Origin of the sequence: Massilia eburnea (assembly GCF_050709955.1) — a bacterium.
Classification (GTDB): Bacteria; Pseudomonadota; Gammaproteobacteria; order Burkholderiales; family Burkholderiaceae_D; genus Rugamonas; species Rugamonas eburnea_A.
In genome coordinates this window covers 154,155-169,947 of the sequence record NZ_JBNZFX010000003.1, presented here as the reverse complement: position 1 = coordinate 169,947, position 15,793 = coordinate 154,155, and the positions used below count along the sequence as shown (strand labels likewise).

Annotated in this window: 11 protein-coding genes; 9 read left to right on the top strand and 2 right to left on the bottom strand. The window is 62.3% G+C overall.

Annotated features, from left to right (window positions below; all coding sequences use genetic code 11):
* Positions 1-95: 95 nt before the first annotated feature.
* Entirely contained in the window at positions 96-1,385 is a 1,290-nt protein-coding gene (locus tag ACQ4MM_RS03920) for an HlyC/CorC family transporter (protein WP_431476149.1), read from the bottom strand.
* Positions 1,386-1,484: 99 nt separating this feature from the next.
* Between ACQ4MM_RS03920 and ACQ4MM_RS03915 the strand changes: the two genes are divergently transcribed.
* Positions 1,485-2,375 (top strand): helix-turn-helix domain-containing protein, encoded by an 891-nt coding sequence (locus ACQ4MM_RS03915; RefSeq protein ID WP_431476148.1) that lies wholly within the window; start codon positions 1,485-1,487, stop codon positions 2,373-2,375.
* A gap of 80 nt (positions 2,376-2,455) precedes the next feature.
* On the top strand, positions 2,456-2,941 hold the full coding sequence (locus tag ACQ4MM_RS03910) for a NuoB/complex I 20 kDa subunit family protein (protein WP_431476147.1): 486 nt from the start codon (positions 2,456-2,458) through the stop codon (positions 2,939-2,941).
* Here the strand turns inward: ACQ4MM_RS03910 and uraH are convergent.
* The gene (gene uraH / locus ACQ4MM_RS03905; RefSeq protein WP_431476146.1) at positions 2,926-3,279 is read right to left on the bottom strand and encodes a hydroxyisourate hydrolase; all 354 of its coding nucleotides are present in this window, start codon (positions 3,277-3,279) and stop codon (positions 2,926-2,928) included. The two genes, ACQ4MM_RS03910 and uraH, sit on opposite strands and share 16 nt — an antisense overlap.
* A gap of 93 nt (positions 3,280-3,372) precedes the next feature.
* On the opposite strand from uraH, the gene puuE reads away from it, so the two are divergent.
* From puuE to ACQ4MM_RS03870, 7 genes are all read left to right on the top strand, one after another.
* Complete coding sequence (gene puuE / locus ACQ4MM_RS03900; RefSeq protein WP_431476145.1) at positions 3,373-4,323, top strand: allantoinase PuuE; 951 nt, start codon at positions 3,373-3,375, stop codon at positions 4,321-4,323.
* Positions 4,324-4,401: 78 nt separating this feature from the next.
* Positions 4,402-5,868, top strand: a complete 1,467-nt coding sequence (xdhA, locus tag ACQ4MM_RS03895) for a xanthine dehydrogenase small subunit (protein ID WP_431476144.1) — start codon at positions 4,402-4,404, stop codon at positions 5,866-5,868.
* A gap of 9 nt (positions 5,869-5,877) precedes the next feature.
* Entirely contained in the window at positions 5,878-8,217 is a 2,340-nt protein-coding gene (xdhB, locus tag ACQ4MM_RS03890) for a xanthine dehydrogenase molybdopterin binding subunit (protein ID WP_431476143.1), read from the top strand.
* Position 8,218: 1 nt separating this feature from the next.
* Positions 8,219-9,151, top strand: a complete 933-nt coding sequence (gene xdhC / locus ACQ4MM_RS03885) for a xanthine dehydrogenase accessory protein XdhC (RefSeq protein ID WP_431476142.1) — start codon at positions 8,219-8,221, stop codon at positions 9,149-9,151.
* A gap of 3 nt (positions 9,152-9,154) precedes the next feature.
* Entirely contained in the window at positions 9,155-10,462 is a 1,308-nt protein-coding gene (gene guaD / locus ACQ4MM_RS03880; RefSeq protein WP_431476141.1) for a guanine deaminase, read from the top strand.
* Between the two features lie 13 nt (positions 10,463-10,475).
* Positions 10,476-11,891 (top strand): adenosine deaminase family protein, encoded by a 1,416-nt coding sequence (locus ACQ4MM_RS03875; RefSeq protein ID WP_431476140.1) that lies wholly within the window; start codon positions 10,476-10,478, stop codon positions 11,889-11,891.
* A gap of 422 nt (positions 11,892-12,313) precedes the next feature.
* Positions 12,314-15,748 carry a TonB-dependent receptor domain-containing protein gene (locus tag ACQ4MM_RS03870; protein ID WP_431476139.1) on the top strand — a complete coding sequence of 1,145 codons (3,435 nt, stop codon included), beginning with the start codon at positions 12,314-12,316 and terminating at the stop codon, positions 15,746-15,748.
* The last annotated feature ends 45 nt before the right edge of the window (positions 15,749-15,793 follow it).

Below are 15,793 nucleotides of genomic sequence, written 5' to 3'. Positions count from 1 at the left end.
GACTGCTGCCATAGGAGCGCACTATCAGAATGTTAATAAAGAGTGAGTCTCCGGATGATGCCTGCAGGCATCATTTTTGTAAAGGTCCGCACGGTTCACTCGGCCTGGCGGAACTCCGGACGTCGCAATTTCACTACTTTAATGGCCTGGTCTTGTGCTTGGACCACTTCCACGATGCAATTCCCCACTTTGACGGAAATGGGCGCATCGGGAATATCTTGTAAAACTTCCAGCAGCATGCCGTTCAGGGTTTTGGGCCCATCAAGAGGAAAGTTTAAACCCAGACGCTTGTTAATGTCACGTAATGCCGTGCTGCCCTCCAGCAGGCATGCGCCGTGCTCGTCCCAGCCAAAGCTGTCGGCCCGCGCCGCGCTTGGGGTGGAAGTGGTGAATTCGCCAATCATTTCCTCGATGATGTCGTCCAGCGTGACCAGGCCCTGCACCTCGCCGTATTCGTCGACCACGATGGCCAGGCGTTCCTTGTTCTCCTGGAAGTTCTGCAGGGCGGCAAAGGCTGGCGTGTCCTGCGGGATGAAGAAGGGCTCGGACAACAGCTTGCGGAAGTGTTCCACCGTCAGTTCGTCCTGCTCGTTCAGCAGGGCGATGGCCTTGCGCACGTGCAGGATGCCGACAATCCGGTTGATCTCGCCGTCATATACCGGCAGCTTGTTGTGGAAGCAGGTGGTGAGCTGGGACATGATGTCCGCCACCGGCATGGCCAGGTCCAGCGCCTCGATGTGGGCGCGCGGCGTCATGATGTCTTCCACCGAGATGGTGTCCAGGTCGAACAGGTTGAGCAGGATGCTTTTGTGCTTTTTCGGGATGAAGCTGCCGTTCTCCAGCAGCACCGAACGCAATTCGTCCGGCGACAGCATGCCTTCTTGAATCTGGCCGGTGGGCTTGATGCGGAACAGGCGCAGCAAGGTGTTGACGAACAGGTGCACGAACCACAGCAAAGGCTTGGAGACCGAGAGCAGCGGGCGCAGCACGAAGGACGCAGGCAGCACGATCTGGTCGGCATAGCGCGCGCCGACGATCTTGGGCGAGATTTCGGCCAGCACGATCAGGATGAACACCACGATCACGGTCGACAGCAGGATCACATGCTGTTCCAGCCCGAACTGGGTAATGGCGATAGCGGTCGCCAGGGCGATCGCCATGGCGTTGAGCAGGGTGTTGGCGACCAGCACCAGCGACAGCAGCTGCTCGGTGCGCTCAAGCAGCCACAGGGTGGCGATGGCGCGGCGGCTGCCGCGTTTGGCCTGATGGCGCAGGCGGAAGCGATTGGCCGCCATCAGGGCGGTTTCGGCCATGGCGAAGAAGGCCGAGGCGAGAATCAGGAAGGCGAGGGCGGCAAATTGCGCCCACAAGGGAACGGTATCCAAGGTCGTAATGACGAGTCAGTAAGGGGGCGATTCTAACATGGCGCCCCAGCCGGCCGCGCCGCCGCCCGTCGCCGGCAGGCACGGTCGAAGCCCCCTATAATGCTGGCCATGCGTGATGTGGATGCGATTCCGGCGCCGATGCGCCTGGCCATAACCCCACCGCCCAGGCTGGCGGGCGTGGTGCGCTATTTTCATGTCGAACTGGATAGCCCCGGTGCCGTGCTGGTGCCCGCTTCCCCCTGTCCGATGGTTACTTTCTTCGTCCGCGGCGGCTCGCGCTTCGTGGAAGCCGATGGCCGCGAGCGCCTGTATGGCGAGCCGTTTGTTACCGGCCCGCTGACGCAGCATTTCCCCGCCGTGTGGGAAGCCGGCACCACCTTCATCAGCGCCGTGATTGAACCGGGCCAGTTCGGCCGCCTGTTCGATATTCCGCTGGGCGAATTGTGCGATGCCGTGGTGCCGCTGGCGGACGCGGCTCCCGAGTGGCGCGGCACGGCGGCGCTGGAGCACCAGTTGCGCGCCAGCGCTGATACTGCAGCCTGGGTCGCGCTGATGTGCGATTGGCTGTTGCAGCGCCTGGCCGCGCGCGCGGACCGGCTGGCGCGCGGACCGGCGCCGTTCATGCTGCCGCCGGCTTTGCTGGCACTGCCTACCGATGAAATAGCTGGCCGCTTCGGCATCAGCGTGCGCCAGCTCGAACGGCGCGTGATGGCCAGCTACGGCCAGAGCATCCGCGATGGCCGCCGCATGATGCGCTACACCCGCGCTTTGTCGCGCATGGTGGCCGCGCCGCTGCGCCACGGCGGCTTGACCCGGCTGGCGGTCGATTGCGGCTACCACGACCAGGCGCACATGGTGCGCGACTTCGTGCTTTTCACCGGGCTTGCGCCCAAGGCCCTGATGGCAGCGGCCGGCGACGCCAACGGCGCGCTGCGCCTGTTGCGCTACGACGCGGCCTCGCGCGCCATCGTCACCCGCGAGGATGACTAGGACGCCGCGCATGTCGCCTCCATACAATGTTTTTCCTGCACTCCCCGCTATCGTGGCGACGCTACTGAAAGGGGAACCAAATGGAATTGGAAGCTACTCTGGAGCGCGACGGTTACGTGCTCACTTCGCTGGACGCGCTGATGGAAACGGTGCGTACCGACAGCCTGTGGTATTTGAGCTTCGGCCTGGCCTGCTGTGCGGTGGAGATGATGCAAGCTGCTGCGGCGCGCTATGACATGGACCGTTTCGGCATGTGCCCACGGCCATCGCCGCGCCAGGCCGACCTGATGATCGTGGCCGGCACCCTGACCAACAAGATGGCGCGCGCCATGCGCAAGGTGTATGACCAGATGGCCGAGCCGCGCTATGTGGTGTCGATGGGTTCCTGCGCCAATGGCGGAGGGTATTACCACTACTCATATTCCGTGGTGCGCGGCTGCGACCGTATCGTGCCGGTCGACGTCTACGTGCCCGGCTGCCCGCCGACGCCGGAAGCCTTGCTGTATGGGCTGATGCAGCTGCAGCGGAAAGCCCGGCGCGGCGAGCGGGCTCAACTGCCCCGGTAAGTCGAGTACGACCAGGGCGACACCACCAGCGGCACGTGGTAGTTCTGGTCGGCGTGCGCAATGCCGAAGGCAATCGTCACCTGGTCGATGAAGCGCGGCGTCGGCAGCGCGACGCCCTGCGCCGCGAAATAGTCGCCGGCCCCGAATACCAGCTCGTACTGGCCGGGACGCATGGTGTCGCCCTCCAGCAGCGGCGTGCCGCAGCGGCCATCGGCATTCGTTACATCTTCCTTTAGCAGCGTGCGGCTGCCGCCTGTCAGCGCGTACAGCGCCACGCGCACCCCGGCGCCGGGCCGGCCATTGGCGGTATCAAGGACGTGAGTGCTGAGTTTTCCCATTTTGCATTCCTTATTTTGCTTATCCGGCAGATCATATACCGGTGCCATAACGCCAATATATTATTGCGCGTATACCTTTGATCACGGACCATCATGAGCAATTACCCTCGCGACCTCGCCGGCTACGGCCCCAATCCATCCCATCCGCAATGGCCGGGCCAGGCCCGCGTGGCCCTGCAGTTCGTGCTGAATTATGAGGAAGGCGGCGAGAACTGCGTGCTGCACGGCGATCCGGCTTCGGAGACTTTCCTGTCCGAGATCATCGGCGCTGCCGCGTTCCCGAGCCGCCACATGAGCATGGAATCGATTTACGAATACGGTTCGCGCGCCGGCCTGTGGCGCATCTTGCGCATGTTCGAAGAGCGCAAGCTGCCGCTGACCGTTTTTGGCGTCTCGATGGCCCTGCAGCGCCATCCGGAAGCGGTGGCCGCTTTCCAGGAGCTGGGCCACGAAATCGCCTGCCACGGCCTGCGCTGGATCAGCTACCAGAACATGGATGAGGAAACCGAGCGCGCCCACATGCAGCAAGCGGTGCAGATCATCAAGGACCTGACCGGCAGCGCGCCGCTGGGCTGGTACACCGGCCGCGACTCGCCCAACACGCGCCGCCTGGTGGTGGAACACGGCGGCTTCCGCTATGACGCCGACTATTATGGCGACGACTTGCCGTTCTGGCAGGAAGTGGCGCACACCGGCGCCGATGGCAAACCGGCCGTCACGCCGCAACTGATCGTGCCGTACACGCTCGATACCAACGATATGCGCTTTGCCGCCATGCAAGGCTTTAACAGCGGCACCCAATTCTTCGATTACCTGAAGGACGCATTCGACGTACTCTATAAGGAAGGCGACCCGAACGGCCTGAACCAGCCGAAAATGCTGTCGATCGGCCTGCATTGCCGCCTGGTTGGCCGTCCGGCGCGCGCTGCCGCCCTGGCGCGCTTCCTCGACTATGTGCAAAGCCATGACAAGGTGTGGATCACGCGCCGCATCGATATTGCCGAGCACTGGCACAAGCATCATCCTTATATGCGAAATGCCTGATATTCAAAATCAGAGTTTTCTTATACGGCTGGGGTGCGGTAATGTTATCTTGCAAGCTAGGAGACCTGCGAGGACAAGATGTCAGAACCGATCCGCTTTTACTATCGTGGCGCCGTACATGAAGTACGGGACGCCGCCCCGACGCAGACCGTGCTGCAGCACCTGCGCGAAGACTTGCACTGCACCGGCACCAAGGAAGGCTGCGCCGAAGGCGACTGCGGCGCCTGCACCGTGGTGCTGGGCAGCGTGGTCGATGGCAAGCTGGAGCTGAAAGCGGTCAATTCCTGCATCCAGCTCACCCCGACCCTGGACGGCAAGGCCTTGTTTACCGTGGAGGACCTGCAACAGGCCGATGGCGCGCTGCACCCGGTGCAGCAGGCGCTGGTGGAATGCCATGGCTCGCAATGCGGCTTCTGCACGCCGGGCTTTGCCATGTCGTTGTGGGGCCTGTACCTGAAAAAAGAAGGCCAATGCGCTTCGCGCAAGGAAATCGACGACTGCCTGTCCGGCAACCTGTGCCGCTGCACCGGCTACCGCCCGATCATCGACGCCGCCCAGCGCATGGTCGAACTGCCGCAAATCGAATTCGACGCAGCCCATGTGGCCGAACAGCTCGAAGCGCTGAAACGCGACTCGCTGGCCGTCTACAGCGCACATGGCCAGACCTTCCTGGCCCCGCGCACCCTCGATGAACTGATCCAGCTGCGCGCAGCCAATCCGTCCGCCGTGCTGCTGGCCGGTTCCACCGATGTCGGCTTATGGGTCACCAAGCAGATGCGCGAGCTGGGCGACATCATTTACCTCGGCCACGTCGATGCGCTGAAAGTGCTGCGCGTGGACGGTGATGAAATCGAAATTGGCGCCGGCGTATCGCTGGAAGATGCCTACCAGGTGCTGTGCCAGCACTACCCGAACCAACTGGGCGAGATGCGCCAGCGGTTCGCCTCGCTGCCGATCCGCAATGCCGGCACATTGGGCGGCAACGTCGCCAACGGCTCGCCGATCGGCGATTCCATGCCATGGCTGATTGCCCTTGGCGCGCAAGTGGTGCTGTGCGGTGCCGCCGGCGAACGCGTGCTGGCGCTGGAAGACTTCTACCTCGATTACATGAAGAAGGATCTGCAGCCGGGCGAATTCGTGCAGGCCGTGCGCTTGCCCCTGCCGCGCGCAGACGTGCGTTTCCGCACCTACAAGCTGGCCAAGCGCTTCGACCAGGATATTTCCGCTGTCTGCGCCGCCTTCGCCTTCCGTATGGACGGCGATGCGATTGCCGAAGCGCGCATCGCTTTCGGCGGCATGGCGGCCACGCCGAAGCGCGCCGCGCAAGCGGAAGCAGCGCTCAACGGCCGCGCCTGGAGTGAAGCCGCACTGGCCGACGCCATGGCGGCACTGGCGCGCGACTACGCGCCTTTGAGCGATATGCGCGCCAGCAGCGAATACCGGATGAAGACCGCGCAGAACCTGCTGCGCCGCTTCTGGCTTGAAACGCGCAGCGATGCGCCGCTGGCGGCCGATGCCGTCAATGCCTTTGCCGTCAGCGCGTAAGGAGGCTACATGAACCATCCCGTCACGCCTGAACTGAAGGCCGCCACCTGGACCGGCGTCGGCATTCCGCGCCCGCATGAATCGGCCGAACTGCATGTGCTGGGCCAGGCGACGTATACCGACGATATCCTGGAGGTGCAGGGCACCTTGCATGCGGCGCTTGGCTTGTCGTCAAAGGCCCATGCCCGCATTACTTCGCTGGACCTGGATGCGGTGCGCGCCGCGCCCGGCGTGGTGGCGGTGTACACGGTCTCCGACATTCCGGGCACCAATGACTGCGGCCCGATCATCCACGACGACCCGATCCTGGCCGATGGCCTGGTGCAGTACGTCGGCCAGCCGATCTTCATCGTGGTCGCCGACTCGCACATCAATGCGCGCCGTGCCGCCAAGCGCGGCGTGGTCGGCTATGAAGAGTTGCCGGCCATCCTGACCCCGCAGCAAGCCAAGGCTGCCGCCTCTTACGTACTGCCGCCAATGAAACTGCTGCGCGGCGACGCGCAGGCTGCGTTTGAAACAGCGCCGCACACGGTCAAGGGCCAGCTCTACGTCGGCGGCCAGGAACAGTTTTACCTCGAAGGGCAGATTGCCTACGCGATCCCGAAAGAGGGCAAGGCCATGCTGGTGCAATGCTCGACCCAGCACCCAAGCGAGATGCAGCACGTTGTGGCGCATGCGCTGGGCCTGCATTCCCACCACGTGACGGTGGAGTGCCGCCGCATGGGCGGTGGCTTCGGCGGCAAGGAATCGCAATCGGCGCTGTGGGCGGCTGCTGCGGCCATTGCTGCCAAGCGTACCGGCAAGCCGGTCAAGCTGCGCGCCGACCGCGACGATGACATGCTGGTGACCGGCAAGCGCCACTGTTTCTATTACGAGTACCAAGTCGGCTATGACGACAGTGGCCGCATTCTGGCCGCCAAGGTCGACATGACGTCGCGCGCAGGCTATTCGGCCGACCTGTCGGGCCCTGTTGCAACGCGCGCGGTCTGCCACTTCGATAATACCTACTACCTGTCGGACGTGGAAATCCACGCCGCTTGCGGCAAGACCAACACCCAGTCGAATACCGCTTTCCGCGGCTTTGGCGGCCCGCAGGGCGCGATTGCAATCGAGTACGTGATCGACGAGATTGCGCGCAACCTGGGGCAGGACCCACTGGACATCCGCCGCCTGAATTTCTACGGCAGGACAGAGCGTAATGAAACGCCCTACGGCCAGGTGATCGTCGATAATGTGATCCACGAGCTGGTGGCGGAGCTGGAACAAAGCAGCGAATACCGCGCGCGCCGTGCCGCGGTGGCAGCCTACAATGCGGCCAGCCCGGTGCTGAAGCGCGGCCTGGCGCTGACCCCGGTAAAATTCGGCATTGCCTTCAACGTGACCCACCTGAACCAGGCGGGCGCGCTGGTGCATGTCTACGTCGACGGCTCGGTGCTGGTCAATCACGGCGGCACGGAGATGGGGCAGGGCATCAACACCAAGGTGTTGCAGGTGGTTGCCCACGAACTGGGCCTGGACCTGGAACGCGTGCGCATCACGGCAACCGATACCAGCAAGGTCGCGAATACTTCGGCCACTGCGGCTTCTACCGGCGCGGACCTGAACGGCAAGGCGGCGCAGGATGCCGCACGCCAGATCCGCGAGCGCTTGGCGGCATTTGCCGCCAAGACGCTGGGCGGCGAGGCTGCCGATGTGCGCTTCTTCGCCAACCAAATCCATGTGAACGGCCAGAGCGTGCCGTTCGAAGCGCTGGTGCAGAAGGCTTACCTGGCCCGCGTGCAGCTGTGGTCCGACGGGTTCTACGCGACACCGAACCTGCACTGGGATCCAAAGACCATGAACGGTCATCCGTTCTCTTACTATGCTTACGGCGCCGCCGTGTCGGAAGTGGTGGTTGATACCCTGACCGGCGAATGGAAGCTGCTGCGCGCCGATGCCCTGTACGATGCGGGCCAGTCGCTGAATCCAGCCATCGATATCGGCCAGGTGGAAGGCGCCTTCATCCAGGGCATGGGCTGGCTGACCACCGAGCAGTTGTGGTGGAACGGGGCCGGCAAGCTGATGACGCACGCACCTTCCACTTACAAGATCCCAGGCATTTCCGATTGCCCGGAAGACTTCCGCGTCAAGCTGTTCCAGAACCGCAATGTGGAGGATTCGATCCATCGCTCGAAAGCGGTGGGCGAACCGCCGCTGCTGCTGCCGTTCTCGGTGTTTTTCGCCATCCGCGATGCGATTTCCGCAGTCGGCGGGCATCGCGTCAATCCGCCGCTGAACGCCCCGGCGACCAGCGAAGAAATCCTGCGCGCGATTTCGGCCGTTGAAGCGGCAGCCGCAGCGGCTGGCTGACATGGCTGACTGGTTGACGCCAGCCGGGGAACCGGCGGTACTCGTGACGGTCGCGCGCGCCGAAGGTTCTGTGCCGCGCGAGGCGGGTACGCACATGCTGGTCACCGCCCACAGCCAGTTCGACACCATTGGCGGCGGACACCTGGAGCACAAAGCCTTCGTCATCGCCCGCGAAATGATCGCCGCCCACCGCGCCGGCGGCCCGGCCGCGCCGCGGCTTGAACGCTTCCCGCTGGGCCCGAGCCTGGGCCAATGTTGCGGCGGCGTCGTCTGGCTGCTGTTCGAGCCTGTCAGCGGCGGGCTGGAAGACGTCATGGCGCAGTTGCGCCAGCGCCGCCGGGAGAATAGCTGTCGTATCACCGCTATCGATGGCGAGCTGGATTGCCGGCTGGTCGCGGAGCAGCATAAGCAAACCCACATCCACACCGATGCCGGCGGCCGCCGCTGGCTGGTCGATCCGGTCAATGCGCCGCGCGCCCACCTCGTCCTTTTTGGCGCGGGCCACGTCGGCGCCGCCATCGTGCGCGCCTTGGCCGAGCTGCCGTGCACCGTAACCTGGGTCGATGAGCGCGACGCCATGTTCCCGGCCGAGGTGCCTGGCAATGTCACCATCGAGGCCACCGATACACCGGAAGCCTGCGTCGATCAGGCGCCCGACAACGCCAGCTACCTGGTCCTGACCCACAGCCACGCGCTGGACCTGCAGCTGACCGAAGCGATCCTGCGCCGCCCCAAGGTCGGCTGGTTCGGCCTGATCGGCTCCAAAACCAAGCGCGCCCAGTTCAGCTCCCGGCTTGAGGTCAAGGGGCTGGGCACGCAAAACATGGTATGCCCGATCGGCCTACCGGGTATCATCAACAAGGCCCCAGCGGTGATTGCCGCCTCGGTTGCCGCCCAATTACTGATGGTCTGGGAATCCCAGGCGAAAGACTAAGCAATGAGCAAAACCACCAGCGTGCAAGCCTACCGAGCAGGCTTGCTGCATTTTCACGCCGATCCGGCCTTCTTCGAACGTGCCCATGCATGGCACGAAGACGGCCTGTTGATCGTGGCGGACGGCAAGGTGCAGGCAGCCGGCGACTACGCCACGCTGGCGCCAACCCTGCCGCCGGGCACGGAAGTGAAGGACTACCGCGGCAAGATTGTCATGCCCGGCTTTATCGACTCCCACGTGCATTACCCGCAGACCGACATGATCGCCTCGCCGGCGCCCGGCCTGTTGCCATGGCTGGAGCAATACACTTTCCCGACCGAACGCCAGTTCGCGGACCCGGCGCATGGCGTCCAGGTGGCCGAGTTCTTCCTCGATGAATTGCTGCGCAACGGCACCACCACCGCCATGGTCTATGGCACCGTGCACCCGCAATCGGTGGACGCCTTTTTCGCCGCCAGCGAAAAGCGCGACCTGCGCATGATCGCCGGTAAAGTCATGATGGACCGCCATTGCCCCGACTTCCTGTGCGATACCGCCGAAAGCGGTGCCGAGGAAACCGAAGCCCTGATCCAGCGCTGGCATAAGAAGGGCCGTTCGCTGTATGCGATCACCCCGCGCTTTGCCCCGACTTCGAGCGAAGCCCAGTTGCAGCTGGCCGGCGAGCTGGCGCAGAAATACCCGGACACCTTCCTGCAGACCCACGTTTCGGAAAACAAGGAAGAATGTGCCTGGGTCAAGACCCTGTTCCCGAAGGCGCGCAGCTACCTGGACGTGTACGACCGCTACGGCATGATGCGTCCGCGCGCCGTCTACGGCCACTGCATCTGGCTGGACGAGACCGACCGCGCCCGCATGGCTGAAACCAGAGCCGCCGCCGCCGTGTGCCCGACGTCCAACCTGTTCCTCGGCTCCGGCCTGTTCGACTTCGAGCAGGCCGACAAGGCCGGCATGCTGCTGTCGCTGGCCACCGACGTCGGCGCCGGCACTTCATTCAGCATGTTGCAAACGATGAATGAAGCCTATAAAGTAGCGCGCTTGAAGGGCAGCTACCTGCCTGCCATGCGCATGTTCTACCTGGCGACGCTGGGCGCCGCGCGCAGCCTGCACCTGGACGACACGATCGGCAGCTTTGCCGCCGGCCGCGAAGCGGATTTCATCGTGATCGACCCGCAGGCCACGCCGCTGCTGGCACGCCGCAGCGCCAATACCGACAGCCTGGAAGAACAGCTGTTCGCACTGGCGTTGCTGGGGGACGACCGCGCCATCGCGGCGACGTACTCGGCAGGGCGGCTGGTCCACCAAGCACACTGATAAGGGAACGCCCATGCAAAAGAACCTGACCGGAATGGTGGTCGCCGCGGCAATTGCTGCCGCTTTCGCCGCGCCTGCCGGCGCAGCATCGAACGCCGAGATCACTGCGCGCCACTTCGCCTCGCTGGTCTCGGGCCCGGCGCCGAAGACTGCCGAACTGGCCATGTTCTTCAACAATATGCCGAAGGGCGCCGACCTGCACCACCATTACTCCGGCTCCATCTATGCCGAGCAATACCTGGAGTGGGTCGACAAGCTGGGCTACTGTGTCGACAAGACCAGCTGGGTGGTCCAGACCGACAAAGCCGCCGACCGCAAGCATTGCGCAACCGTCGCCGAACTGGAGAAAGACCCGCTGGCCTACCGTTCGCTGATGCACAAGTGGTCCACCATGGACTTCTACAATCACAGCGAAGACCAGCTGGCGCCGGACCTGGCCTTCTTCACCACTTTCCTGCGCTTCGACGGGGTGGCGTCGACCAATGGCAATGACGGCCAGAAGCGCCTGAAAGAGCGCGCGATCGCGGAAAATGTCGGCTATATCGAAACCGTGTTCGAAATCGCCCCGATCACCTTCGACGCTGAATTCGACGGCAAGCTGAGCGACGACGCCAGCTTTGCCGCCTACCTGGCCAAGCTGGAAGCCAGCCCGGCCTTCAACAAGAGCATCGCCGACTACAGCGCCTATGTCGACAGCAGCAGCGCCGGCATCGACGACGAAAACTTCACCATGCGCTACCAGCCGTTCGTGCTGCGCTTCCTGTCGCCGTCGATCGTGTTCTCGCAGATGGCAGCGGGCTTCAAGATCGCTAGCCAGAACCCGAAGGTGGTGTCGGTCAATATCGTCGGCGCCGAGCACTATCCGGTGTCGATGCGCGACTACCGCCTGCACATGCGCATGTACCAATTCCTGAGCGCCAAGTACCCGAACGTGAAGCTGTCGCTGCACGCCGGCGAGCTGGCCCTGGGCCAGGTGCCGCCGGAAGGCTTGAAGTTCCACATCGCCGAAGCGCTGGAGGTGGCCGGCGCCAAGCGCATCGGCCATGGCATGGACATCGCTCACGAACGCCAGCCGCTGGCCATCCTGAAGAAGATGCGCGAGAAAAATATTCCGGTCGAAGTGAACCTGACTTCGAACGAATTCATCCTCGGCGTGAAAGGGGAGGCGCACCCGGTCAATATTTACCGCAAGTACGGCGTCCCGTTCGTCCTGTCGAGCGACGATACCGGCGTCAGCCGCAATACCCTGTCGAACGAGTACCTGCTGTTTGCCAGCCGTTACAAGACCAGTTACGCCGAAGTGAAAAAGCTGTCATATGACAGCATCCGCTTCGGCTTCCTGGCCGACGCCGACAAACAGCGCCTGCTGAAACAGCTTGACGCCCGGTTTGGCAAATTCGAATCCGACGTTGCAACTTCGCTGAAGTAAGCCTCCCTTCGCCGCACTTGTGGCCCTTTCACCACAAGTGCGCGCATCGTTTTACAAATCTCCAATGTTTCAAAAGCCTCTAAAGGCTTGGGATTCTTTATAATCCCGCCTTAACGCCCTCCGGTAATTGCTGAAAAACGTATAACGAAGAGCAATTTATTTTCCCTACGTATAAATACGCAAAGGAAAATGAATTTGTCTTCAACTGCGCCTTTCAGGCATAGTTGACGGAAAGATACGTCTATGCAACTGGGAATTCCCAGCGTCACACAAAGGTCACAAAGCTGTCGCACTCACGTCATAGTTGGTGCGTAAACTCGCTGGGCGGCAACAATTTTTGCAACATTAGTAAAAAGCGCAAATGCGGCAAGCAGCAAGATGCCGACATTTACCAATAATTTGTTCTCTTTTGGGGTATATCAATGATGAATCAGAAACGGCTCCGGCTGACGCAAATCGCGTTTAGCCTGTCCCTCGTGTTTGCCGCTCCGGCATTCGCGCAGAACACGACCTCCGCCATCGGCGGTCGTATTTCGGGCTCGGATGGCAAGCCTGCTGCTGGCGCAACCGTTACGGTAATGCACGTAGAGTCCGGCTCGGCCAGCAATGTCCTGACCGACAGCGAAGGCCGCTATATTGCCCGCGGCCTGCGCGCCGGTGGTCCGTACACGATTACCATCACCAAGAACGGCGTTTCCGAGAAGCGTGAGAACGTCTACGTTGAGGTTGCTGAAACCGCCGCTGTCGACGCTACCATCGGCCAGGCTATCCAGACCGTGACCATCGCTGGCGCCAGCGCCGCACGTGCCGAGAAGTTCTCGCGCACCAACATGGGTACCCAGACTTCGATCAGCGCTTCCGAACTGGCAATCCAGGGTTCGATCAACCGCAACCTGCAAGACTACGCCCGCAGCGACCCACGCGTTTCCCAGACCGACAAGGAACGCGGCGAACTGTCCATCGCCGGCCAGAACTCGCGCTTCAACTCGATGACCATCGACGGCGTCGCCGTGAACGATACCTTCGGCCTGGAAGCCAACGGCTCCCCAACCGCCAAGCAGCCGATCTCGATCGAAGCGATCCAGTCGGTGCAGGTGAACGTCGCCAACTATGACGTGACCCAGAAGGGCTACACCGGCGGCAACATCAACGCCGTGACCAAGTCCGGCACCAACAAGGTCAAAGGCTCGGTTTACTACGTATTCCGTAACGATACCCTGGCAGGCGACCGCTACAACCTGTCGAACGACACCTATACCGCTCCTGCCCCGTTCAAGGAAACCACCAAGGGCGCAACCGTAGGCTTGCCGCTGATCAAGGACAAACTGTTCCTGTTCGCCAACTACGAGAAGCTGGAATCGTCGCGCGCCGCACCGCAGTTCGGTCCGCTGGGTTCGAGCATGACCAACGTCGGCATCACCCCTGCCGCGATTGCCCAGGCGCAGGACATTTCCAAGAACAAGTACGGTTTCGATGCCGGCACCTCGCAAGTGCCTAGCGGCCTGGCGATGGACGTCACCGACAAGCTGTTGAAACTGGACTGGAACATCACCGACGACCACCGCTTCATGGTGCGCTGGTCCAAGACCGCGCAGTCCGAGCCGCAATTCCCTGGCCTGAGCAACACCGGCCTGTCGCTGAATTCTTACTGGTACGCCCAGAAGAAGTCGATCGAGACCAAGGTAGCCCAGCTGTACTCTGACTGGACCCCAAGCTTCTCGACCGAATTCAAGCTGTCCACCCGCGACTACGATTCCGTGCCAGAGGTGAATTCCACCCTGCCATCGATCGGCCTGCAGTTCTCCGGTCCTAACCCAGCTGGTACCCCATCGACCGTGCCGACCGGCAACCGTTTCCTGAACATCGGTACCGAGTTCTCGCGCCAGCGTAACGTGCTGGGCACCAAGACCCTGGACGCTTACCTGGGCGGCAACCTGGCCCTGGGCGACCACCAGCTGAAATTCGGCGGCGACCTGAACAAGAACGAAGTGACCAATGCCTTCCTGCAGGGCGTATATGGTTCCTACACCTTCGCTTGCTTGAACAACGTCAACTACGCGTTCAACAACAACGCCCCGCTGAACTGCGGTACCGCAAACAACCAGCAGGTCATCAATGCCGTGCTGGAGAACTACTCCAACGGCCGTCCTTCGAGCTACTCGGTGCAGGTGCCACAGGCTGGCCGTACCTTCAACGACGCGATTGCCAAGTTCACCCTGAAGTCCTACGGCCTGTTCCTGCAGGACACCTGGACTGTGAACGACCGCCTGAGCGTGATGGCTGGCGTGCGCGTGGATTACGCCGACCTGCCTGAAACCCCGACCCAGAATACCGCTGTGGCTGCCGCAGCAGTTGCTGGCACCGCTGCAACCCAGGGCCGCCAGACCGGTGGTTTCGGTCTGGATAACACCAACACCATCGACGGCCAGAAACTGTTCCAGCCGCGCGTTGGCTTCAACTACAAGCTGGATGCTGAGCGCCCGACCCAGATCCGCGGCGGTGCAGGCCTGTTCCAGGGCGCGGCAATGTCCGTGTGGCTGGGTAACCCATACCAGAACAACGGCGTGGCAACCATGACCATCCAGTGCGGCAGCACTTCGACTCCTTGCCCGACCGGCATCTTTACCCCGGACGTGACCAAGCAGCCAGGCCTGGCCGGCGGCTCGCCACCAGTGGCCAACGTCGATGTGCTGGCGAAGGGCCTGCGTCAGCCTTCCGTATGGAAAGCTAACATCGCCTTCGACACCGAACTGCCATGGAATAACGTCGTGTTCGGCGCAGAACTGCTGAAGCTGAAGACCAAAGACTCGATCTACTACCAGAACCTGAACCTGGGTGCGCCACAGAAGATCGGTAGCGACGGCCGTCCGCTGTACTACACCGACAAGGCCCTGCAGCCAGGCTGCTGGACCGCGACCGGCAGCCTGACCACCACCAACGGCACCGCACCAGGCAGCGCCCAGTGCGCAGGCGCGCGCAGCAAGGCAAACAGCAACGCCAACTACGGCAACGTACTGGTAGCGAACAACACCAAGGGCGGCGAAAGCACCCTGGCGACCCTGTCCCTGAGCCGTCCGCTGCTGGGTGGCTACGGCTGGTCCATGGCTTACACCTACACCGATGCGAAGGAAGTGTCGCCGCTGACTTCGTCCACCTCGGGTTCGAACTACGGTTCCCGTCCAGCCTTCAACCCGAACGAAGAAGTTGAGTCCAACTCCTCGTACCTGGTGAAGGACCGCTTCAACGCGATGGTCAACTTCCGTAAGGCGTTCTTCGGCAACTACAACACCACCTTCGGCCTGTTCTACGAAGGTAAGTCCGGCAAGCCATACAGCTGGACCTTCAACAACGACATGAACGGCGACGGCACCAACTCGAACGACCTGATGTACATTCCATCGGCACCTGGTTCGGGTGAAGTCATCTTCGCGGGCGATACGGCTACCAGCCACGCCAACGAAGACAAGTTCTGGGCCACTGTTGACCAGTACCGTTCCCTGCGTAATGCCAAGGGCCACGCCGTGAAGCGTAACGATTCGTTCGCTCCATGGACCCACTCCTTCGACTTGCGCGTGAAGCAGGAAATCCCTGGCATGTTCAGCGGCCACAAGGCTTCCTTCACCTTCGACATCTTCAACGTCGGCAACCTGCTGAACAAGAAGTGGGGTCATATCAACGAAGTCGGCTTCAACTCCGCCGGCGGCCACGCTCGTTCCTTCGTGGACTTCGCTGGTGTCGATACTGCGACCGGCAAGTACGTGTACCGCGTGCGTGACTCGGTGGAAGACTACGAAGTTCGCCAGGTCAAGGGCGAGTCGCAGTGGGCCATCCAGGCTACCCTGCGTTACGAGTTCTAAGCTTGAATGCATGAAGCAAAAACGGGCCGCGAGGCCCGTTTTTTT